The 20462-nt window shown below is 59.1% G+C and carries 17 protein-coding genes; 6 read left to right on the forward strand and 11 right to left on the reverse strand.

What is annotated here, in order from left to right; genetic code table 11:
• The first annotated feature begins 381 nt into the window (after positions 1 to 381).
• Positions 382 to 1470 (forward strand): aromatic ring-hydroxylating oxygenase subunit alpha, encoded by a 1089-nt coding sequence (locus ISP18_RS17385; RefSeq protein WP_380014944.1) that lies wholly within the window; start codon positions 382 to 384, stop codon positions 1468 to 1470.
• Positions 1467 to 2756: an amino acid permease gene (locus tag ISP18_RS17390; RefSeq protein ID WP_380014947.1), complete on the forward strand. Its 1290-nt coding sequence runs from the start codon at positions 1467 to 1469 to the stop codon at positions 2754 to 2756. The genes ISP18_RS17385 and ISP18_RS17390 overlap by 4 nt, the downstream gene beginning before the upstream one ends.
• A gap of 117 nt (positions 2757 to 2873) precedes the next feature.
• Here ISP18_RS17390 and ISP18_RS17395 read toward each other — a convergent pair whose 3' ends face one another.
• The 3 genes from ISP18_RS17395 to ISP18_RS17405 all read right to left on the reverse strand — a co-directional run bounded on the left by ISP18_RS17395 (position 2874) and on the right by ISP18_RS17405 (position 5849).
• The gene (locus ISP18_RS17395) at positions 2874 to 3956 is read right to left on the reverse strand and encodes an MBL fold metallo-hydrolase (RefSeq protein WP_380014950.1); all 1083 of its coding nucleotides are present in this window, start codon (positions 3954 to 3956) and stop codon (positions 2874 to 2876) included.
• A gap of 230 nt (positions 3957 to 4186) precedes the next feature.
• Positions 4187 to 4846, reverse strand: coding sequence for a dihydrofolate reductase family protein (locus ISP18_RS17400; protein ID WP_380014953.1), 660 nt, complete (start codon positions 4844 to 4846; stop codon positions 4187 to 4189).
• A 31-nt stretch (positions 4847 to 4877) separates the two neighbouring features.
• Positions 4878 to 5849 carry a LysR family transcriptional regulator gene (locus ISP18_RS17405; protein WP_380014956.1) on the reverse strand — a complete coding sequence of 324 codons (972 nt, stop codon included), beginning with the start codon at positions 5847 to 5849 and terminating at the stop codon, positions 4878 to 4880.
• A gap of 49 nt (positions 5850 to 5898) precedes the next feature.
• Between ISP18_RS17405 and ISP18_RS17410 the strand changes: the two genes are divergently transcribed.
• Together ISP18_RS17410 and ISP18_RS17415 are read left to right on the forward strand one after the other, a co-directional pair.
• Positions 5899 to 6273 carry an antibiotic biosynthesis monooxygenase family protein gene (locus ISP18_RS17410; protein WP_380014959.1) on the forward strand — a complete coding sequence of 125 codons (375 nt, stop codon included), beginning with the start codon at positions 5899 to 5901 and terminating at the stop codon, positions 6271 to 6273.
• 11 nt (positions 6274 to 6284) lie between these two features.
• A complete protein-coding gene (locus tag ISP18_RS17415; protein WP_380014962.1) occupies positions 6285 to 6488 on the forward strand; it encodes a hypothetical protein in 204 nt (67 codons plus the stop codon).
• A 76-nt stretch (positions 6489 to 6564) separates the two neighbouring features.
• Here ISP18_RS17415 and ISP18_RS17420 read toward each other — a convergent pair whose 3' ends face one another.
• Both ISP18_RS17420 and ISP18_RS17425 read right to left on the reverse strand, forming a co-directional pair.
• Positions 6565 to 7464, reverse strand: coding sequence for an SDR family oxidoreductase (locus ISP18_RS17420; RefSeq protein ID WP_380014965.1), 900 nt, complete (start codon positions 7462 to 7464; stop codon positions 6565 to 6567).
• Positions 7465 to 7489: 25 nt separating this feature from the next.
• Positions 7490 to 8227 (reverse strand): SDR family oxidoreductase, encoded by a 738-nt coding sequence (locus tag ISP18_RS17425; RefSeq protein WP_380014968.1) that lies wholly within the window; start codon positions 8225 to 8227, stop codon positions 7490 to 7492.
• Between the two features lie 129 nt (positions 8228 to 8356).
• Here ISP18_RS17425 and ISP18_RS17430 point away from each other — a divergent pair, with 129 nt between their 5' ends.
• Complete coding sequence (locus tag ISP18_RS17430) at positions 8357 to 9262, forward strand: LysR family transcriptional regulator (RefSeq protein WP_380014971.1); 906 nt, start codon at positions 8357 to 8359, stop codon at positions 9260 to 9262.
• 46 nt (positions 9263 to 9308) lie between these two features.
• On the opposite strand, the gene ISP18_RS17435 is transcribed toward ISP18_RS17430, so the two are convergent.
• The 6 genes from ISP18_RS17435 to ISP18_RS17460 form a co-directional block, all read right to left on the reverse strand.
• Positions 9309 to 11309: an SPFH domain-containing protein gene (locus ISP18_RS17435; protein WP_380014974.1), complete on the reverse strand. Its 2001-nt coding sequence runs from the start codon at positions 11307 to 11309 to the stop codon at positions 9309 to 9311.
• Between the two features lie 764 nt (positions 11310 to 12073).
• Positions 12074 to 12472: a hypothetical protein gene (locus ISP18_RS17440; protein ID WP_380014977.1), complete on the reverse strand. Its 399-nt coding sequence runs from the start codon at positions 12470 to 12472 to the stop codon at positions 12074 to 12076.
• Between the two features lie 2 nt (positions 12473 to 12474).
• Positions 12475 to 17001 (reverse strand): RHS repeat-associated core domain-containing protein, encoded by a 4527-nt coding sequence (locus ISP18_RS17445; RefSeq protein ID WP_380014980.1) that lies wholly within the window; start codon positions 16999 to 17001, stop codon positions 12475 to 12477.
• Between the two features lie 277 nt (positions 17002 to 17278).
• Positions 17279 to 18073 carry a M15 family metallopeptidase gene (locus ISP18_RS17450; RefSeq protein WP_380014983.1) on the reverse strand — a complete coding sequence of 265 codons (795 nt, stop codon included), beginning with the start codon at positions 18071 to 18073 and terminating at the stop codon, positions 17279 to 17281.
• 147 nt (positions 18074 to 18220) lie between these two features.
• Positions 18221 to 18520, reverse strand: coding sequence for a PepSY domain-containing protein (locus ISP18_RS17455; protein WP_380014986.1), 300 nt, complete (start codon positions 18518 to 18520; stop codon positions 18221 to 18223).
• A 217-nt stretch (positions 18521 to 18737) separates the two neighbouring features.
• A complete protein-coding gene (locus tag ISP18_RS17460) occupies positions 18738 to 19232 on the reverse strand; it encodes a YkgB family protein (RefSeq protein ID WP_380014989.1) in 495 nt (164 codons plus the stop codon).
• Positions 19233 to 19404: 172 nt separating this feature from the next.
• On the opposite strand from ISP18_RS17460, the gene ISP18_RS17465 reads away from it, so the two are divergent.
• Positions 19405 to 20346 (forward strand): AraC family transcriptional regulator, encoded by a 942-nt coding sequence (locus ISP18_RS17465; RefSeq protein ID WP_380014992.1) that lies wholly within the window; start codon positions 19405 to 19407, stop codon positions 20344 to 20346.
• Positions 20347 to 20462: the final 116 nt, after the last annotated feature.

Raw genomic sequence — 20462 nt, forward strand, 5'->3', positions numbered from 1 at the left:
CCCCGCCTGCGAGGCGGGTCACACGTGAAGGGGAGCGAGGCGGGCAGTCGCTGGGCGGCCACGCGGAACGCACGAAACAGGCAAGTGCTTACGACGCCATGTTACACCATGATGGCGAGATCGGCGGTAAAACCCACCTGCATGTGTCAGGCACTCGGTGGCATCAGCGCACATTAAGTGCACTTGAGTCTGATCTAGGGATGCTCTGATCAATTCCGGATTCGTCGTCCCGGCGACGATTTATTCAGACCATCCCAAAATCGGGTGGTGAACCATATCGCCGATAACCGACGCAGCAAATACGCGTTGTGATCAAGCATGCGTTGATGCTGCACCGCAGTTAGATAAATACTCAGCCATCACCGCCGCAAAGTACCTGCCATGGCTGAGTTACTTGCTCCAGAAGCGCTCGCTCCGCAACAGCTCGATTATGCGCTGACCCTGCCAGCCCGTTTCTATACCGACGCACGCATGCCCGTGTTGGATGCCTCGGCGATCTTCGCGCGGAGCTGGCAGCTGGTGTGCCATCAATCGCAACTCGCGGGTGTGGGCGATCATGTGGTGACGGAGATCGCGGGGTTGCCGTTGCTGGTGGTGCGTAGTGATGCATCCAGCATTCGCGCCTTTCATAACGTGTGCAGGCATCGCGCGGGGCCGATCGCCAGTTGCGACGGACGTGGCGCGCAGAGTCTGCGCTGTCGTTATCACGGTTGGACGTATGGATTGGATGGCGTGTTGCGTGGTGCACCTGAAATGGGGCGCACGCCGGATTTCAATCCTTCCGATATCCGTCTTCCCGAGGTTCGGGTACATGTGTGGCAAGGTCTGGTGTTTGTCGCCATCGGCGAGGCGCCGCCGTTCGATGAATTCGTCGCGGGCATCGATGCGCGCCTTGGTCCGCATCGCGCGCTGCATGATTACGAGTTTCATCATCGTGCCAGCTACGACGTGGCTTGCAATTGGAAGGTCTACGTCGACAACTACCTCGAAGGCTACCATGTGCCGCATATTCATCCGGGTTTGAACAGCCTGCTCGACTACCGCAGCTACATCACCGAGACGGCCGAATGGTATTCGTTCCAATTCAGTCCGCTCGAAAGCGGTGATGACCTCTATGGCAGCGGCGAAGCCTTGTATTACTTCCTATACCCAAATGCGATGCTCAACATCCTGCCCGGCCGTCTGCAGACCAATCGCGTGTTGCCAATGGGCGTGGATCGCTGCCGCGTGGAGTTCGATTTTTATTACGCACCGGACAGCAGTCCAGAAGCGCAAGCGCGGCGTGCGAAAGATATCGAGTTCAGCGACGAAGTGCAGGATGAAGATGTCACCATCTGCGAGGATGTGCAGCGCGGACTGGCTTCCGGTTCTTACGAGGCCGGACGGCTGAATCCGTTGCGGGAAAATGCCGTGCACCATTTCCATGAAATGGTGCGCCGTGCTTATCGCGACTCGCTCGCCCGCGCATGAGCGGCGGCCGTCGGTCGCTCGGCTTATGGATGCTGATCGCGCTGGTCATTGGCAACATCATTGGCTCGGGCGTATTCGTGTTGCCAGCGGCGCTGGCGCCGTTCGGTGCCGCAAGCCTGCTGGGTTGGGGAATCAGCCTGTGCGGTGCATTGATGCTCGCGCTGGTGTACGCGTGGCTGGCACAGATCGTTCCTAATCACGGCGGCGCGTATGCCTATGCGCGGCGCGCCTTTGGCGATCGAGTCGGCTTTGTGGCGGCGTGGAGCTATTGGGTTTGCGTGTGGTCGGCGAACGCGGCGATCGCCGTGGCGTTTGCGGGTAGTCTCGGCTCCGTGTGGCCGGCGGCAACTTCCACGCCCTTACGCGGTGCCTTGTGCGCATTAGGCGCGTTATGGGTCTGCACATCCATCAGTCTGTCTGGCGTGCGTGAAGCAGGCTATACGGCCATCGTAACGACTTCGCTCAAGCTGGTGCCGTTGGTCGTCTTTGGTCTGCTGGGGTTGGGCTGGGTGCATGCGAGCGCGTTTCACCCTTTCAACGCCAGCGGCCTTCCGTTGGTGAGCGTGGCCTCGTCCGTCGCGGCACTGACGTTGTGGGCGTTTCTTGGCCTGGAAACGGCCACGGTGCCGACCGGCGTCGTTCGCGATCCGCAGCGCACCGTTCCCCGTGCCACGGTGATCGGCATGACCGTCGCGGGGCTCGCCACCATGCTCGCTTGCACCGTGGTGGTTGGCATGCTTCCGGCGGACGTACTGCACGCATCGGCGGCACCGATGGCCGAGGCAGCAAGACGCGTATGGGGTAATGCTGCGGGTATCGGCATTGGTGTGATTGCTACCATTTCGTGCTTCGGTGCGCTCAACGGGTGGGTGCTGCTGCAAGCGCAGACCACGCTCGCTCCTGCGCTGGACGGTCTGTTTCCAAAAGCTTTCGCACGCATGGACAAGCGTGGCACACCGTGGTTCGGCCTGCTGATCAGCAGCGTGCTCGCCAGCGCTTTGATCATCTCCAACTACAGCCGCACGCTGGTAGCGCTCTTCACCTTCACGATACTGCTGTCCACGGCGGCGACGTTGTTGCCCTACCTGATCACGGTGCTGGCATGGTGGCGAATCGATATCGCCGCCAACCGATGGCGGCGACTGGTTGCGCTCGGCGCACTCGCCTTCAGCCTGTGGGCCTTGATTGGAACCGGTACCGAAACCCTGCTGTGGGGCGCCGTGTTGTTGCTGGCCGGATTACCCATTTATGTGTGGCAGCGTTATTTGGTCAGATCCCGGTCGTGATCTACGGCATGAGCATTATCTAAGTACCCCGGAGCCAGGCGTGGTCTTGCCTTACCGTCATTCCGGCGAGGCGATTTTCGGCCTCAAAAACAAGGTAGATACCTATGCCTTCGATAATTATCGCGAAGGCCTCGTTGCCATTTGCAATGGCGAATCCTTCCGCTGCTCCTCAACAAGCTTGCGCCACCATGGCTGCACCGCTTCGACGTATGCAGGTTCGATCGGCTCGCCCAGCAACGGCATCACCAAACCTTCAGGCGCTTTTGCAAACAGCACTTCCGCCGGTTCCGCCCAGTGATGCGTCGCAAGGTTGAAGGTGGCCCAATGTATCGGCAGGAAGCGTCCGCTGCCGATCTGTTCCCATGCCCGCAACGCGTTGTCAGGGCCGAGGTGGATGCTTCCCCATGATGGATGGAATGCGCCGACTTCCAGCATGACCAGGTCGAACGGTCCGAGTCGTTGGCCGATTTCTGCGAAGTGCGGGGAAAGGCCGGTGTCACCGCTGAAGAACACTGAGCTTCGTTCGCCGCGAATCACGAAGGATGACCACAGCGTCGTATTGCGATCGTGCAATCCGCGCCCGGAAAAGTGATGCGACGGCGCAGCGGTGATCACCAGGCCATTGGCCAGCGTCGTGCTTTCCCACCAGTCGAGCTCGATGATGCGCTCCGGCGGCACACCCCATGCTTCCAGGTGCGCGCCCACGCCGAGCGATGTTACGAACGGCACGTTTAGTGCCGCCAATGCGCGTACGCTTATCCGATCCAGGTGATCGTAATGATCATGCGATATCACGATCGCATCGAGTGGAGGCAGCGCGTCGATCGCGACCGGCACGGGCTGGAAGCGTTTCGGCCCCATGAAGGGAAAAGGCGATGCGCGGTTGCCCCACACGGGATCGGTCAGCACGCGCCGACCATCGATTTCCAAAAGAACCGTGGAATGGCCCAGCCAGGTCGCGCGCAAGCCAGACTGCACGCGACGCGTCCAAGCGGCGCGCGGATCGGTCGAAGGCAGCGGACGCGTCGGCATGCGCTCCTTACCGCCGAACATAAAGTCGACCAGCGTGGGCCGCTCTCCCAGCTCGCGCAGCGTGCTCGCAGGATAGGTGTTGATGAAGCCCTCGCCCGCGAATTGCTTGGAAGCGCGCATGCGCTCGAGGCGAAGGCCTTCGAATTGATGTTGACCGAACAGTGGCATTCGTTATCTCTCAAGGGCTTTGCGAATTGAGCTTGGCCGTCCTTGCCGTCGCTACGGGTTCTCTATGTGTGCTGGGAGGCCGTTATCCAAGGTGTTCGTGGCAGGTGTATTCATATGCGCATCAATACTGAACCCAGGTGCGCACACAGTTGACGAAAGCAATCTGACGACTCTTTATCGATCGACCAGCCTCCTGAGAAGGGCTCAACCCCAGGGGGAGTTTCCGGATGTCATTGCCGAGGAAGCGAAGCGTCTATGGCGCCCGCTACGGGAGCGTATCTGTTCACCACGATGCCGCACTCATAGGCGTCCGACCGGATCAGACGAAGTCTTGTGCCATGCGTGTCATGGAATAGACCCTTGCCTTCACCCACCACGGCGGGATTGACGAAGAACTGGAATTCATCGACCAATCCCGCCGCTACCAATGCAGAAACAAACCCAGCGCCACCGAAGGTGATGATGTTTCCGCCGGGCTGTTGCTTCAGCGCTTGAACCTCGCTGACCATGCCGCCACCGGCTATGGTCGTTCGCTCCCACGGCGAGCTTTGCAACTTGTCGGTAAGAACGACTTTGGACACGTCGACGATGCGCTGCGCGAAGGCGTAGTGCGGATCGCTTGGAAAGCGTTGTGCGATTCGCGTCCAATGATCCAGATAGCCTTCCTGAATCATGGGCCTGCTTAACAGGATGCAGTCCACGGACGCCAGGATACGGTTGAATTCGTCCTTGAGCCGTTCATCCCAAGTCCAATCGTCGCCCCAGTTCCAAACCTGCCACGCCAGTCCGGAGCGCGCTGCGGAAACATAGCCGTCGACCGACATCTGCATCTGCACGATAAGCTTTCTCATGCCAATCTCCCATTGCATACGCATGCCGTCGTGAACCATCGCCCATCAGGCAATGATGGAAAACCTGCATTCAATCCGCGTGGACCATTTTCTTGCTGGCGATTGCTTTTAATTGCTTGACGACGCCGCTATGCCTGGCCTCGTCGATGACGAATTCCACGAAGCTCGACACGCGGCGCGGCAGATTCTTTCTGGCGGGGTAGTACATGCAGATGTCGCCACGCTTGGCGAAGTAAGGAGACAGCACGCGCTTTAGTTTGCCTTGCTCGATAAGGGGCAACACGTGATGCGCGCCAAGCAAGGTGATGCCGCAACCGGCCACCGCAAGCTCGGCCTGTGCCTCGGTATCCGTCACCATCAGTTGGGAACGCGGCTGGATGACAATCTCCTTTCCTGCGCCTTGCAATGTCCACGCCTCGATTCTCCCTTTGGTGGGCGATCGAAACGCGATCAGCGGATGTTGGTCCAGATTTTCAAGCGTCAGGCCTTTTCCATGTTGATCGAGATAAGCCGGCGAAGCGCAGAGAATAAGCACCAGCGGCGCCAGCGGCCGGGCAATGATGCTGGAATCGGTATCGCGCCGTTGTCCGATGGCGCAGTCGAAACCCTCTGAAATGAGATCCACATGGCGATTTTCGAAATGAAGATCGAGACTGACCTGAGGAAAGCGTTCACGAAATCGTTGCAAGGTGGGCAACACGATCGTGCGGCTGAACGCGACCGGCAGCGACACCTTTACAGTACCGCTGGGTTGTCCTTGTTCCGATACCAAGCTGGCAACGGCCTCTTCGATCTGCTGCGTGGGTTGCTGGATAAGTGTGTACAGGCGCCGACCTTCTTCGGTCACCGAGAGCGAACGCGTGGTTCGCTGAAAGAGCCGGCAACCGAGCGAATCCTCAAACACGCCGATCTGCTTGCTGACGGCCCCGGGCGTGACACTGAGCAGACGCGCTGCGGCGGAAAAACTGCCGAGCTCGTATACGGTGGTAAACAACCTCAGAACCTTGAAGAGGTCGATGGACTCATGATTGGCGGTGCTCATTTGTTCCTATGGCTCACAACAGTTTCGTCGCCGCCTGGCATAGACGGCCATGGCAAGCGTGCCGAGAATCGGCGCGATTGCATCGGGTGATCGACCTGACTGCTTGCTTTGGATAAGGGAGACCGTGATGGTTGTCGAGTATATCCGCTACAAAGTTCCGTCCACCGACGCGCAGACTTTCGAAAAGGATTACGCAACTGCCGGAGATATCCTCGGCATGTCGGAACACTGCCTGAGCTATGAGCTTTCACGATGCGTAGATGAACCGGGCAGCTACGTCGTTCGCATCGAGTGGGATTCGATCGACGGGCACATGCAAGGATTCCGTCACAGCGATGTGTTTCAACGCTTCTTCGCCGTGATCAGGCCGTACGTGAATCAGATCGAAGAGATGCGGCATTACGAACCCCTCTCGGCGCATTAGCCAAACAACGCATGAACGCTTCCGATGGGCAGTGCGATCGCATATGGCAGCTGGCCTGCGCTATCGAACCTGATCAAGATCGCGTGCTGGATTGGTGGCACAACGAGGCGCTGGTCGCGCTGGGCGGACTCAAGCCGTGCGAGCTTCTCGATAAAGGATGGGGAGACCAGCTTGAAGCGTACTTGTCGGCGATCTATGCCAATGCGTTGGAGTAGTCCCCATTCACCGATGGAAGCGATGCCGATCGATCGCAAACCCCGCTACTGCGAGGCTTGCGATCAGCCGCACTGACTACTCGGCAATCCGTGGCTGCAGCAAATCGGAAAGCCCCACCCTATGCAACATTTCGGCACGCAGTCGATCCGTTACCGTGAAGCCCACATCCGCGCCATCCTGGGTGGGATCGATGTGTACGCGGAACGGCCGCTTGCCGAACGGCGCATCCACCACATCCACAACGGCATCGGCCACCAGCTTGGCATCGGCATCCGGCGGCACGATGGCAGCGAACGCCTTCTGCACTTGTTCGCCGAAATTCGCATAGGGGCCTGCCTCGTATTCGGACACGCGGGCCTCATCGGCCGGCTGGCCGGCATGAGCGAAATGGTTGGTGCCGCGGGTGAAAGCGCCGGGCACGATGATCGAGGTTTCGATGCCCCAACGCGACAGCTCGCGCGCGTACTGGATGGCGATCGCATCCATGGCAGCCTTGGCGCCGAAATAAGGCGCAAGATAGGGTGGCGTGCCGCCGGCTACGCTACTGCTGGATACCCATACCAGCAAGCCCTGCTGCTGGCGGCGCAAGTGCGGCAGCACCGCGCGATTTACGCGCTGCGTGCTCAACACATTCACGTCATAAAGCTGTGCGTATTGCTCGGACGAGAAAGCTTCGGCGGGACCGAACATCATGTGGCCAGCGTTGTGCATTACCACGTCGACACGGCCGTTGTCGGCGATGATCTTCGCCACGGCAGCATCCACCGATGTCTGTGATTGCACATCCATCTCGATGGTGCGCAAGTCCACGCAATGGTCTTTCGAGAAGGTCGCCATCTGTTCGACCACCGGTGCGTTCCGGCTGGTCGTGTTGCGCATTGAGGCGTAAACCGTGTGGCCGGCCTTGGCCAGCGCTTCGGCGGTGAGGCGGCCGAAGCCGCTGGAGGCGCCGGTGATGAGGATGGTCTTGTTCATGACAATGCTCCTTCGCTAATAAAGTTCAAACCATGCCGCCGTTGGCGCGCAGCACCTGGCCGTTGATCCAGCCGCCGTCAGGGCCTGCGAGAAAGGCAACTGCATTGGCGATGTCGGCTGGCGTGCCGAGGCGTTCGAGCGGATTCATCTTCGCCATGCGCTCGATCAGCTCCGGCGATTTGCCATCGAGAAAGAGATCCGTCGCGGTCGGCCCGGGCGCCACGGCATTCACGGTGATCGAACGGCCGCGCAGCTCTTTGGAGAGAATGGCAGTCATCGTTTCTACCGCCGCCTTGGTGGCGGCATAGACGCCGTAGTTCTCCAGCTTCAAGCCGACCACGCTGGTGGAAAGATTGACAATGCGGCCGCCATTGCGCAGGCGGCGCGCGGCCTGGCGCAAGGTGTTGAACGTGCCTTTCAGGTTGACCGCGATCTGGCTGTCGAACAGCGCGTCGTCGCTTTCGGCCAGCGATGCCAGCTTCATGATGCCGGCGTTGTTGACCAGCACATCGACGCCGCCGTACGCCGCTTCCGCAGCATCAAACAGACGCGCCACCGCGGCGGGATCGCTCACGTCGGCCTGCGCGGTGATGGCGCGGCCGCCGGCCTTTTCGATGTCGCCGGCCAGTTGTTCGGCCTCGGCAGCCTTGCCGGCGTAATTGATCACGACGGTGAAACCATCGCTGGCCAGACGCTGGGCGATGGCGGCGCCGATACCGCGCGAGGCGCCGGTCACGATGGCGACTTTTGCTTGGGTGTTCATGGGTTTTCTCCTGGGATAAGCCGCGAATTGCGGTGCGGAGGAACTATGGTCTTTCGTTCCCGGGAGATAATCTGGCTAAAATGCACAGTGCTGTTTCTACGGTGCGAACAATCGCGCGAAGGGGTCGTGATGGACCGAGTGGACGCTATGCGGCTGTTCGTGCGTATCGTGGAGCGGCGCAGCTTCACCGTGGCCGCCAACGATATGGAGATTCCCCGTTCCACCGCGACTAAGGTGATCGCGGAAATGGAAGCGCGACTTGGCGCCCGCCTGCTGCAGCGGACGACGCGAGTGGTGCGGCCCACACTCGACGGCGAAGCGTTCTATCAGCGCTGCTTGCGCATCCTGGATGACATCGAAGACGCCGAAGGTGCCTTTCGCGACGTCGAGGCCAAGGGCCTGCTTCGCGTCGAAGTACAAGGCACGCTAGCGCGGCATTTCCTGTTTCCCGGCTTGCCCGCCTTCTTCGAGCGCTATCCCGGCATCGAGTTGTCGATGAGCGAAAGCGACCGCTGGGTGGACCTGGTGCAGGAAGGTGTGGATTGCGTGCTGCGCTACGGCCATCTGCGCGATAGCGAACTGGTGGCGCGACAAGTAGCGATGCTGGAACGGCTCACCTGCGCCACACCGGCGTACCTGGAGACATTCGGCACGCCGTTCGGCGTCGACGATCTCGATGGTCATCGCGCCGTAAGCCTGCGTTCGATCACCACCGGCGTGGTAACACCGCTGGAATTCGGCAGCGGCGACAAGCTACGCACGGTCACGTTACCCAACATGCTCACGGTTACCGGCACAGAAAGTTATCTCGCCGGCATTCGTCTCGGGCTGGGCCTGGCTCAGGTGCCGCGCTTTCATGTCGAGGATGATCTGCGCCATGGCACGCTGATCGAGATTCTCAAAGACACGCCGCCACCTTCCGTTCCCGTGTCGCTGCTTTATCCGCGTACGCGCCAGTTGTCGCCGCGTGTGCGCGTTTTCATGGATTGGGCGGTGCGGGAGTTTGCGAAACGCCATGGAGAGGCGTGGGATTAAGTGGTCCCTCCCCTGCGCGCGCAGGGGAGGGACCACATCAATAGGATTACGCACCAGGCGTGCTTGCGGTGCCCCCATCCTTACCCACGCTACTCACTTCAAGTTTTTCCGCCATGAAGGCATTAGCCAACTGCGCCAAGGTGGAAAGCGCATTGCCACCGTCCGTGCCCAGCGCAATCTTCGGCACGATGGCGATCTGGCCTTCGCGCAAGGCATCGGCAAACTGTCTGCCGAGATCATTGATCAGTTGCATGCGGGCGCCCTCGCCGGTAAGCGCATCGGCCTTAGCCCGGATCGCGTTGGCTTCGGCCTTGCCCACAGATTCCGTCGCAGCGGCCTTGCCTTCGCCCACGGCGATCTGGCGTTTGCGCTCGGCGTCGGCATTGATGTTGATCACCTGCGCTTCCTTGGTGGCTGCGGCAATCGCGGCATCGCCTTCGTTGGTTTTGATCTTGACGTTGATTTCGGACTTGGTGAGGTCCGTCTGGATCTGCGTTCTAGCCTGTGCCTCGCGCAGCGTGCGCTCCTTGATCGCGGCTTGCTGCTGCTGGTCGTAGGTGTCCATCTGCTCCTTCGCCACCTGACGATCGCGCAACTGGTTGAGGATGGTGTCGATGCGCTGGCCCGAGGCGTCGCCAGTGTTGCCATGCGGCGTGCCGATCAGCACTTCCTGCAATTCGAGGTTGTAGGCGGCGAAGCGTCCCTTCATGTCGATGCTCGCTTTCTCCTGAATCTCCGAGCGTTCCTGCAGCAGCTCAAGTAGCGTTTTAGTCTGCCCGGTATTCTTGAAATACGCAGAGACCATCGGATCAAGCGTCTGGTCGACCAGGCGCTTGATGTCGCCGAAACGTTGCACCACCAGCGGTGCCTTGCGGTAATCGATGTGCACTACCACCGACAGCGGCATCAGCGGCTCGAACGCATCTTTGGTAATCAGCGCGACCTCGGAAAGGTTCTCGTCATACTTGTGCGCGTTGGTGACTTCCTTCGACCATTTCAGGATGAAGTTGGTGGTCGGAACCAACTGGATCTTGCCCGCGTAAGTGTTGAAGGCGTATTTGCCCGGCAGCAGCGGTTCCTTCCACACGCCGCGGCAGCCGTTGTCGACCAACTCGCCATGCGAGTAGCCATCGCCGGAGCGGTCTGCACCTGCCTTACCGAAATACGAAACCACCACGCCCACGCTGCCCACTGGCACGACGGTTTTGCGGATGAACTCGACCGTGGCGAACAAACGGTTGAGGTAATACGTGCCCTCCACCAGCACTTGATGCTGGCGACCGCGGCGGCCGCCCGCGCGCAAGAAGGCGTTGATGTTCTGGAAGTTGTTGTGGAAGGTCGCGAGATTGGCAGGATCCTCGCCCACGCGCGGCGCCACGATCTCATCCGGCGGCAGCACCGGGCCATCGTGGATGGTGACCACCCCGAGCACGTCCCTGGGATCTTCATCGGCGCGCTCAGATTTATCCATCACGCCCGCCATCGAGGCGGTGCCGCCAATCACGACGGGCATGAAACCGCCGCGCTCGCCCAGCACACGACCCATCCGATCGATGGTGTCCCTTTCTTCGTCCGCCAGCAGCAGGCCATGCACGCGTGCCGCCGTGATGATCGCAAACTGCGCCACGTTGATGGCATGCGTACCTTCACGCAGGATCGCGCGCTGCGGACCCTTCTGTCCGCCCGCCTTGAGAAACGCCGAGACATCTTCAATGCCGGCATCCACGATACCGCCAAGCGTTTGGCCGTCCACCAGTTCACGACCATCGCGCGCAAAGATGTAGCCGATCTCGCCCTGCGGGATCGTGACAAGATCCACCTTGTGCACGCGAAACTGGAACGGAAAGAAATAATGAAGACCGCCGCGCAACACTTGCGGCTGAAAGCCGACCTCGCCGTTCAAGGCGATAAGGCCACGAGTCAGCGAAGGCGCACCCCAAAGCCGCTCGACGATGCCGACGCGATCGTTGGGGATGTAGACAATGGCATTGGACACGAAGGTCAACGCCACCAATACAACTACCGCTACTGCTAACGCAATAAGCATGATCATTGTTGCTTGTCCCTGTTGGAAGAGAACCTGACATGTAGTCAGGGCCGTGATGAATGACGGGTTTCAGGCCGAGCTTGGCCGCAGCCCTGACTTGCGTCTGGGCTAATGGCTGAAAGTGTTCGGTGATTACGCTATCGAATCTGCGCTACGCGGACGCGCGCCGAGCCGTTACCAGGCGACATCGTCGGTCGCCGATAGTCATGAAAAACGCGAGAAATAGGATGCACATGGCGATGACCAGGAGCGAACGCACGCTCTGAGTCGTTCACGCTTCGAATGGGGAAGTGGTCGGGGGAGATGCGCCTGCTAAACCGGACGCTGTTGCATGGCTGTCTTTCGCGGCGCGCCGAAACAAGCAGGACACTGAAAGATGCGGATCATGTTGGCCAGTCGCTTGACCTTGGATGCGCGCATTCTACGCCGAATTTTTGGAAGTGCGAGTGACGTTATAACAGTCGGTAACAAAGGGCCGCCGGCTTCGTCACACTCACTGCAAGTACCTAAGAAACCTGGGCCGCTAAAACATAGATCTCGTAGCCACAAGAAAATTTCTCAGCTTGGTTCTCAACACAAACCACAAGTGATCGTGATCCTTTGCGCCGTGCCAACAATGCTTCGATCGTTGCCCCGGAAGCGGCGCAAACCAAGCGTGTGTTGGAAAGTGCACTCTGACCCTCTGATCTGAAAAAGGGGCCGGATGTAGTTAAGGTGTTTAACTACCTCCGGCCCCTTATCGTATCGGGCCCCTTTTCGCGGCTTTAACTATCTCCGGCCCCTTTTCGCTGCGACAATGCCACTGCTGCAATCAAATCGCCTATGGTTTTTAAGTCATTCGGTAAGCGAACTACGCCCCGACCTCTCAACCATGTCTCGAACATCTCCTGCCCTTCACCCAATCTCCAAGAATCCATTCCAGTCAACGCAGAAATAGAATCGTCAAGCCGAAGAAGCTCGGGCTGAACGCCGAACGATTCTCCCATTTTCGTTAAGACTTCGAACGCTTCCTTTTGGGGTACTGCCGGGGGCAGTCCTTTGACAATTTCACTCAAAAGAAGTGGTCGTCGCTGCTTCAAATTATTGCCTGACAAGTATCGGCCAATAAGCGCAGCCACGACTCCCATCGCTATCAGCCCACCAAAGATGATAATTCCGAACATAGCTAGTGCTTTCCGCAGCCACATGAAGAATCGGTCTGTTGCGAAGGCGACATTCCGCCTGGCGCATACATAAAGCCCTCCACCTCAATAGTGGCGTCATATGCCGCAACGAATGTCCCAGCCAAGGCTACACCTTCTGCGGCAAGTTCAACCGCTGGCGACGTATAACCCGTGGTGCCTCGCACAACGCTCGTCAGCGGATTTGTTGAACCAAGCAGCGGGCCACGAAAACCACCTGCCGGAGCCCACACCTTTGGCATGACTCCCACACCGAGAGCAGCAATCCCAGGGCCCACATTTATTGCGTACTGGGAGACGAAATTGCGATAGCTATCCCAATATCTGGGCCAGTAATCGTCGCAGGGATCGGGTGGCGGCGGCAGGTCACCGCAGCCTGCCAAGTTACCTCCGCACTCCCGCAATGGCGACATTGCCAGCCCGAGCGGGTCAACGTAGCTCAGCGGATTGCCACCCACATAGGCATAGGTACTAGCCTGACCACCGAAAAACCCTAACGGATCACTCTCGGTATACCGTCCCGTGCTGGGGTCATAGTCACGATGGACGTTGTAGTTGAGCCCCGTCTCAGCATCATAGTATTGCCCAGGGAATCGGGAATTGTAGGTATACCCGCTAGATGTCGGGGCCACCTCACCCCACGAATTACCCTGATATGCCCATTGCCACTCGGCCGTACCGCTGCTGTTACTGACCGCCCTAGGCGTACCCAGCCCATCCGCCGTGACATAGGCAACCGTGCTTGCACTACCCGAGGTATCCACGTTGGCGACGGGAATACCGTCTAGCCACACATAGTCCCTGTTGCTCGCGCCATATTCGCCAAGCAACTGACTCGCTTCGTTGTAGTCGTAACGCTCCGTGACGTTACCGGCCACCTTCTGAACACGCTGCTCCAGCGCATTGAACGTATAACTACCCACTGTACTTCCACCAAGCTGCGCCACGGTCATGCGATTGCGGTCGCTATAGCCAAAGCCGTAATTGCTGCCCGCTTGGGAGATGGCCGTTGTATTGCCGTTGGCGTCTACACTCCTCGCCGCATTGCCCGTGGCAACGAGTTGATGGGTGTTCGGGTTGTAGCTGTAGGTGCCGGTGGCCAGACCGCTGCCGGTCTTGCTGAGGCGGTCACCTGTGGGGTTGTAGGTGACGCTTTCCAACGTGGAGCCGCTCGCTTCGGTGATGGTTGTCAGGCGATAGAGCGGGTCGTATGCGTATTTCTCTGTGGCGGGATTGGCGCCGGGTGCATTGCCGATGGCGGTGATGTCGCCCATCGCATCTCTTGCCACGTGCAGGTTGAAGGCGGGGCTGGTGAGGTCGGTCAGGCGATAGTTCGCGTCATAGGCGCGAACGATGGTTTGCTGGTTGCCTAGCTTGTAGCCGCTGACAGGGCCGAAGGGTTGGTAAGTGATGCTGCTGACGGCTGTGGTGGCAGCCCCTTTGGACGGTGTGACGCTGATGCTCGTGATGCGTCCGTCACCGTCACGGGTGTAGCTCGCGACCGTGCCACTGGGATACACGATGCCGCTGAGCCGGTCTGCGAGCGTCACAGTGTATGCCGTCGTATCCGCCAGGCTGCCAACGGTCTGCTTCTTTTGAATTACGTTACCGCGATTGTCATAGCAGTAGACGGTTGTAACCGTATTCTCGACGATACGCGTGAGGCGACCTATCGGATACGAAGTCGCACAGCCGGTGACGCTGTTGGCTTCGTCGTAGTGGTAGGTGATGTTCTGCGTGGTGTCGGAATAACTCGTGCTGAGCACGCGGTCGAGCGCGTCGTAGGTGTTCGTTGCCGTGATTTTCTTGGCATCTGTGCGCGTGAGCGTATTGCCGGCAGCGTCGAACGTGCGGCTGGTCGATCCAGTATCGGGACTGACTTGGCCTGTGGCGTTGCTGAGGCCGTCATAGCCATACGTAGTATTGAGATTGCTAGGATCCGTCACTTGCGTGAGGCGATCCAGGCTGTCGTAGCTTAAGCCGGTGCTGGTGTTCTTGGTGTTGGCGTCGGTGCCATTGTAGTTATCGAGCGTGGTGATGAGACGGTTGAGGCCGTCGTAGCTTAGCTTGCGCTGCACGCTCAGTGCATCGGCGGAGTGCACGAGGTTGCCGTTGCCGTCGTAGCTATCGCTGTAGCTGGCGTTGAATACTGCCTGGCTTAAGCCATCGGTCACCTGAGTGAGTTGATTCAACGTGTTGAAGCTGCGCGACAGCGTGCGATGCACTGTGTTGCCGGTGTCGAAGGTCTGCTCTTTGGTGCGGTTGCCGAGGGCATCGAGCGTGTAGTGAATATGGTTGCCCAGGGTATCAGTAATGTCGGTGAGTCGATGGGCGATGTCATAGGTATAGGTGGTATAGACGCCATCGGGATCGGTGATCTTGGTGACGTTGCCCACGGCGTCGTAGCTGATCTGGGTGATGGCGTCGTTCGCCGAGGCGCTGCCATTGGCATTCGCGCGCACGGTACGGCTCAGCAGCCAGCCGCGCGGATGATACGTAAAGTCAGTGATCACACCATTGGTGTCGCTCTGACGCACGACGCGGCCGTTCTTGTCGTAGGTGACATCGGTGGTGACATGCCCAAGCGCATCGGTGATCTTGTATAGATCGCCGGCTTGGTGACACGAGCCGCCGACTGTTCCGCAGCCTGACGCGTCGGTGGTGAGGTAGTAGCTGTATTGCGTGGTGCTGGTGAGATCGGTGCGTGGACCCGTCGCGCTCAGCAGCAGACCAACGATGGGGCATTGCGTGCTATTGACCGTATCGCAATAGGTATAGGTCCAGCGCCGCACACCGACGGGTGGTGTGCCGGTGGCCGCGCAGGTATAGCTTGGCGCCTGGGCGGGATCGATGTCGCAGCGGACCAGCGGCTGTCCCCGTGAGTTATCCACCCAAACCGTCTTTGTGATCACAGTGCCGGCCGAATTGGCCACGGTCGTTAACACGGGTACGTGGAAGCCGCTGTTCCATGTCGTAGCCATGGTGCGCTGTTGCGCGAGTCCGACCGCCTCCACGCGCTGATCTTCCAGACCACGCGCGTCGTACGTGAAATGGGTGATGTCGCTATTGAAATCGGTCGCACTGGCGGGAAAGCCATTGCTGTCGTAGGTCTGCGTTTTTGCCGGTGCGCCGCAATAGTTGCAGGGGTTATCCAGGCTGGCTTGACGCGCCACACCAAAGCTGACACTGAAGCCAAAGGTGCGCGCCTGGCCTAGTGCATCAGTGATGGTGGTGGTGCCCGCACTATTGAACGCCAGCGAAGTGCGATCGATGGTGCCTCCCGTAAAGGCACCATGCACGCTTAGATTGGCTCGGCCGTCGCTGGTGTAACCCCAACTCGCATAGCGATTGGCATCTTCATCCACGATGCCGGTGAGCGCGTTCGGCAAGCTGCCGCCGGACGTCTGGCCGGATTCGTTGTAACTGTACGTGCGCGTTATCTTGCCGCCGCCGGTGGTCGGGTACACGACGGTAGCCAGGTTGTTGCTGGTGTCGTAGGTGTACGTGATAACCGCACCGTTGGCATCCGTTACCGTGCTCAAGCGGTTATTGGCGTCATAGCCAAAAGAAAGGCTGCGACCCTGCGGATCGGTAACTTTTTGCACCTGATTCGCTGGATGGTTGCTGGCGTCGATATAGCTTAGGGTTTGCGTATAACCGCCGCGCGCGGTGATGGAGAGCAAGCGGCCTTCGTCATCATAGGTTTCCACAGCATCGTCGGCCGTGGTGAGTTGCCAGCCCGTGCCGGAGACGGCCAGGCGCTCGGTGACGTCGGCATCGGCCTGCCAACTGCTGCCGTTGAGCGAGAAGGTGAGCATGCGGCCATCCGTGCGATAGGCGCGCACGCGGTCGAGAGTGCTGCCCGGTACGGACGCGTAAGCCACGAGGTGGCTTGAATAGCTGTGCGACCAACCTATGCCCATCGGCGTCGGCGTGTTGGCGGCGCTGGTGTTGTAGGAATAAGTGCGTTCGAAGCGCAGTGGAAACGGACCGGTGCCTACGTAATCCGTTTCCTTTTCATATTTGTTTCCGCTTGCGGTGTTGATGGGATTGGTGCCATTGGCACACACGTCACAGCACGCCGCACCGCCCACCGTGCATTTCGGCGACCCGCATTGACCGGTATCGGGATCGGCATAGCCGGAAATGTTGCAGTTCTGTGCGCTGCCAAACGGCCCGTATACGAACGTGTCGACCACTTCCAGCGTGACCCATATCGATGCATAGGTGCGCTCGATATCGCCTTGGCATTCGAATTCGCCAAAGCCGTCGTCGCCGGCGATGCTGAACGCCGCAATACGATATTGCACACTGGGATTGGTTTCTTGCGCGCGATAGCCTTGAATGCGCGATTCCAATTCACCCGTGACGCACGCTTCGGACGTGGTGCGATAGTGCGTGCGGGTGGCATCCTGATGCGAGTCGAGATAATAGGTTTGCGCATGAACGGTGGCGTTGAATAGCACGGCAACCACCAGCAAAGCCCACTTCCATACGGACTGCGTACGCATACTGCCTCCTGCAAGGCATGAACCACCTTCGCGGTGGCAGCGAATCCATAAATCAGCGTAAAAGGGAATGGCGCCCATGCAGCGTGGCATGGCGAGCGCGAGTGTCGGCTGCGAGATGCGAAGCATTCTGTGCCGCGTTTCGCATTATTTTGTAGGGTCACACAGCCATCACGAAGCTAAGTACGTGCTGTATCGAGGCTTACGAATAATTTTTAAATATGACACTCATTATGTTGCTTGAATGACTCGCTGCTTTTATTCAGAAGGACGGCGACGATCAAGGCGAGAAGTGCGTGACTGGAAAATCGAAATACGTATCGGGATAGGGTTCGTTCTTCAGCGTGAAATGCCACCATTCCGTATCCAGCGGAACGAACCCGGCGTCTGTCATCAGCGACTGCAATAGCAACCGATTGGCTTTCGCCTGCGGCGGAATGTCTTGATAGGAAGGATGAGACACCAAGCCGAAGCAGTCGAATGCAGTGCCGAAATCCAGGCTGTTGTCAGGAATACGAGCAGACTGCGGTGCGGCGCAATTCGCCAGTGTCGTTTTTTCCGTCACGCGTGGGATGATGCTGTCTAACGGCACGATGGTGATGTCGAGCGTGCTTCCACGGCTATGTCCGGAGTGCGCAGCGATATAGCCTTCTTCGAACAATCGATCCTTCGGCACGGATGGATAGAACTCGGCCTTCATCTTCTCGGCGTGTGCATCGGCAGCCCAGTGCACAAAATCATCAACAGCGCTTTGCGGGCGGTAGCAGTCGTAGGCCTTGAGCGTAAGCCCCATCGGAAGCAGCTTTTCTTCGACTTTCTTCAGCGCGGCGGCGGCCGGCTCGGTGAGCAGGCATGCGTCCTGTTCGTAGCCATGGATTCGGCGCCCGACGAAGTTATGGCTGGAGAAGTACCGCATGTCGAATTGCATTTGCGGGACCGCCTTGCTGACGTCCACGATGTCATGCGGGCGTTGCTTCTCGAGCTTTAATGCATCAGTGGCTCCCATCCCAAAAGATGAGGCGAGTCCAAGGGCTATGGCGACAGCTGCCACAGTAACGCGTTTTTCGCTGTTCATACCGCACCCCGGATGCAAAGCTTAGAGCTTGATATTACAAAAGACGGGATGCGGCGGATCACTGACGTACGGCCACGGAGGGAACCCCAACGTGGCAACATGTGCGGCTATGTTGGGGTTTTCGCCTTAACCTACACTTGCTACCTGCTAGTCGTTATCCGCTGTTTCCACAGCGTTCTCCAGGACTTTTCCCGTTTTCGCATCCACGCCTACTTCATGCGTGAGCTTGCCACTGAAGATGTCGAAGGAGTAACGCAGGCCACTGCCGCCTTTTTCCTGTTCCAGCTCTTCCTTGACGATAGTGCCGGGGAATGCCTTGATAGCGATGGCACGGGCTTCCGGGAATTGGATTTTGGCCTGCTTGGCAAGATCCGCCGAGGTTGCAAGAGCGATGCAGGGAACACCCATGACAAGCGTCGTGAGTAAGGTACTGACGATGTGTTTCATGCCGATCTCCAGAACGAGTGCGAGCCTTCGCTTCAGGGATATACAACCAGTCACTTAGATCTGCCTTACGTCATTCGCCGCACCTTTGGCGCAGTGACGTAGCTCGGGTGCGAGCCCCAACGTGACGATGTGCATGACGGTGTTGGGATTTCCACCCCGACCTACAACTCACGCGGCCGAAGCATTCTTGAACGCTCCGGCCACTGCTCGTAACAGTTCATGCATTGACAGGGAGCGCGCGTACTCGCACGACATCTTCCTTGAGCAGGTAGATCGACACCGCGAGCAGCACGACGTCCTTCATCAGGAAGGGCACATTGCCGACCATCGCCGGAAAACCACCGGCCGATGCGGCCCATCCGTTCGGCATGAAGGGAATGATCGTGACGGTCATGACGAAGGTGATGACGGAGCCGGCCGCGCCGAGTATGCCTAAGCGCTTGTTCCAGAAACCGGCCAGGATCAGCGCGCCGAACGTCCATTCGGAAATGCCCAGGAACCAGCTTGCGCCGCGGATGCCGAACACCGGATACATCCAGGAAATGAGCGGGCCGTTGCTGATGAAGGGAATCAATACCTGCGCTTCGTATTCGAACCACTTCTGGTAACCGAAGAACAAAAAGATGATCACCATGGAAGCGCGAAGCAGGTGGTAATCGAGGTCTTTCTTCAGCAATCCGGAATTGGCCAAGATGCGGATGAGCGAGTTCATGATGCAATCCTCTGAGTGAGTGAATGAGCGGCGCACCACGCCGATGCGGGAATCGCGAGCGAAAGCCGACTCCCTCGTTGGCGTGCAGTGACGCCACTTTACGGCGATGTATTGAGCCGGTTAATGTTCCAATCGCTCAGATACATGCCCATTCGTCTCACCGAGGTCACGCATGTCGCCACCGCTGGATTGGCTAAGCCGCCTGCTGGAGATCACGCCGGTGCGTGGGCAACTCGATTTGCGCTGCATGTATGGCGCGCCTTGGCGCATCGATCAGAGCGCGTCAGCGCCCGGCGAAATTCTGTATCACATCGTGCTGGGCGGCTCCGCCGTGCTGGAAGATCCGATCGGCAAGACGCCGCGGCAGTTGGCAGCGGGCGATATCGTGCTGCTTGCCGATGGCGATGCGCATACCCTGCACGACGGCAGCGGCAAGCGCGCGAAAGCAGCGCGCGAGCGTGCCGTGGCAAACCTGGTCTTCAGCGAGAACAGTGGCAGCGGTGCGCAGCTGGACATGTTGTGTGGGCGGTTTGTGCTCAGTCCCGCACATGCACGTTTGTTACGTGGCTATCTACCGACGCGCTTGATTGCGCATTCAGCCGTCCAAACCGGTGACGCGACGAAAACCGGCTTGCACTTGTCGAATTTGCTGACGCTGATGCGCGTGGAGTCGAGCGGCGACAGCCTGGGCGGCCGCGCCATGCTTAATGCGTTGTCGACGGCGCTGTTCGCGTTGACGCTGCGCTTTGCCAGCGAATCCGGTGAAGCACCTGCAGGCTTGTTAGCTTTGGCGGGTTATCCACGCCTGGCGCCGGCCTTGGAAGCGCTGTTTCACGATCCCGGCCATCCGTGGACGCTGCCTGCGCTTGCGCAACTCTGCAATATGTCGCGCGCGACGTTCGTGCGTTTGTTTCAGGAGAAGCTTGGGCGTTCGGCCAGCGATCTGTTGACGGATATCCGCATGACGATGGCGGCGAATGAATTACGCACATCATCGGCGTCGACGGGAGCGATTGCGGAGCGGGCGGGATATCAGTCGGAGGCGGCTTTTCAGCGTGCTTTCAAGCTGCATATGGGCGTGACGCCGGCGCATTGGCGGCGGGGTTTGTACTAGCCCCGATGCTGCCCCTCTCCCTTCGGGAGAGGGGTTTGGGTGAAGGTTCGGCCAGCGCGCGAGGCCAACGACTTGCGCAAGTCAGTCGCATCGCGCTCCGCCCGAACCCTCACCCG

Origin of the sequence: Dyella humi, from assembly GCF_044904605.1 — a bacterium.
In the GTDB taxonomy this organism is placed as follows: Bacteria; Pseudomonadota; Gammaproteobacteria; order Xanthomonadales; family Rhodanobacteraceae; genus Dyella_B; species Dyella_B humi.

Bases quoted from the DNA above. Each gene is read 5' to 3' on its own strand.
- ISP18_RS17385 (WP_380014944.1), top strand. From the start codon at position 382: ATGGCTGAGTTACTTGCTCCAGAAGCGCTCGCTCCGCAACAGCTCGAT.
- ISP18_RS17390 (WP_380014947.1), top strand. From the start codon at position 1,467: ATGAGCGGCGGCCGTCGGTCGCTCGGCTTATGGATGCTGATCGCGCTG.
- ISP18_RS17395 (WP_380014950.1), bottom strand. From the start codon at position 3,956: ATGCCACTGTTCGGTCAACATCAATTCGAAGGCCTTCGCCTCGAGCGC.
- ISP18_RS17400 (WP_380014953.1), bottom strand. From the start codon at position 4,846: ATGGTTCACGACGGCATGCGTATGCAATGGGAGATTGGCATGAGAAAG.
- ISP18_RS17405 (WP_380014956.1), bottom strand. From the start codon at position 5,849: ATGAGCACCGCCAATCATGAGTCCATCGACCTCTTCAAGGTTCTGAGG.
- ISP18_RS17410 (WP_380014959.1), top strand. From the start codon at position 5,899: ATGGCAAGCGTGCCGAGAATCGGCGCGATTGCATCGGGTGATCGACCT.
- ISP18_RS17415 (WP_380014962.1), top strand. From the start codon at position 6,285: ATGAACGCTTCCGATGGGCAGTGCGATCGCATATGGCAGCTGGCCTGC.
- ISP18_RS17420 (WP_380014965.1), bottom strand. From the start codon at position 7,464: ATGAACAAGACCATCCTCATCACCGGCGCCTCCAGCGGCTTCGGCCGC.
- ISP18_RS17425 (WP_380014968.1), bottom strand. From the start codon at position 8,227: ATGAACACCCAAGCAAAAGTCGCCATCGTGACCGGCGCCTCGCGCGGT.
- ISP18_RS17430 (WP_380014971.1), top strand. From the start codon at position 8,357: ATGGACCGAGTGGACGCTATGCGGCTGTTCGTGCGTATCGTGGAGCGG.
- ISP18_RS17435 (WP_380014974.1), bottom strand. From the start codon at position 11,309: ATGCTTATTGCGTTAGCAGTAGCGGTAGTTGTATTGGTGGCGTTGACC.
- ISP18_RS17440 (WP_380014977.1), bottom strand. From the start codon at position 12,472: ATGTTCGGAATTATCATCTTTGGTGGGCTGATAGCGATGGGAGTCGTG.
- ISP18_RS17445 (WP_380014980.1), bottom strand. From the start codon at position 17,001: ATGCGTACGCAGTCCGTATGGAAGTGGGCTTTGCTGGTGGTTGCCGTG.
- ISP18_RS17450 (WP_380014983.1), bottom strand. From the start codon at position 18,073: ATGAACAGCGAAAAACGCGTTACTGTGGCAGCTGTCGCCATAGCCCTT.
- ISP18_RS17455 (WP_380014986.1), bottom strand. From the start codon at position 18,520: ATGAAACACATCGTCAGTACCTTACTCACGACGCTTGTCATGGGTGTT.
- ISP18_RS17460 (WP_380014989.1), bottom strand. From the start codon at position 19,232: ATGAACTCGCTCATCCGCATCTTGGCCAATTCCGGATTGCTGAAGAAA.
- ISP18_RS17465 (WP_380014992.1), top strand. From the start codon at position 19,405: ATGTCGCCACCGCTGGATTGGCTAAGCCGCCTGCTGGAGATCACGCCG.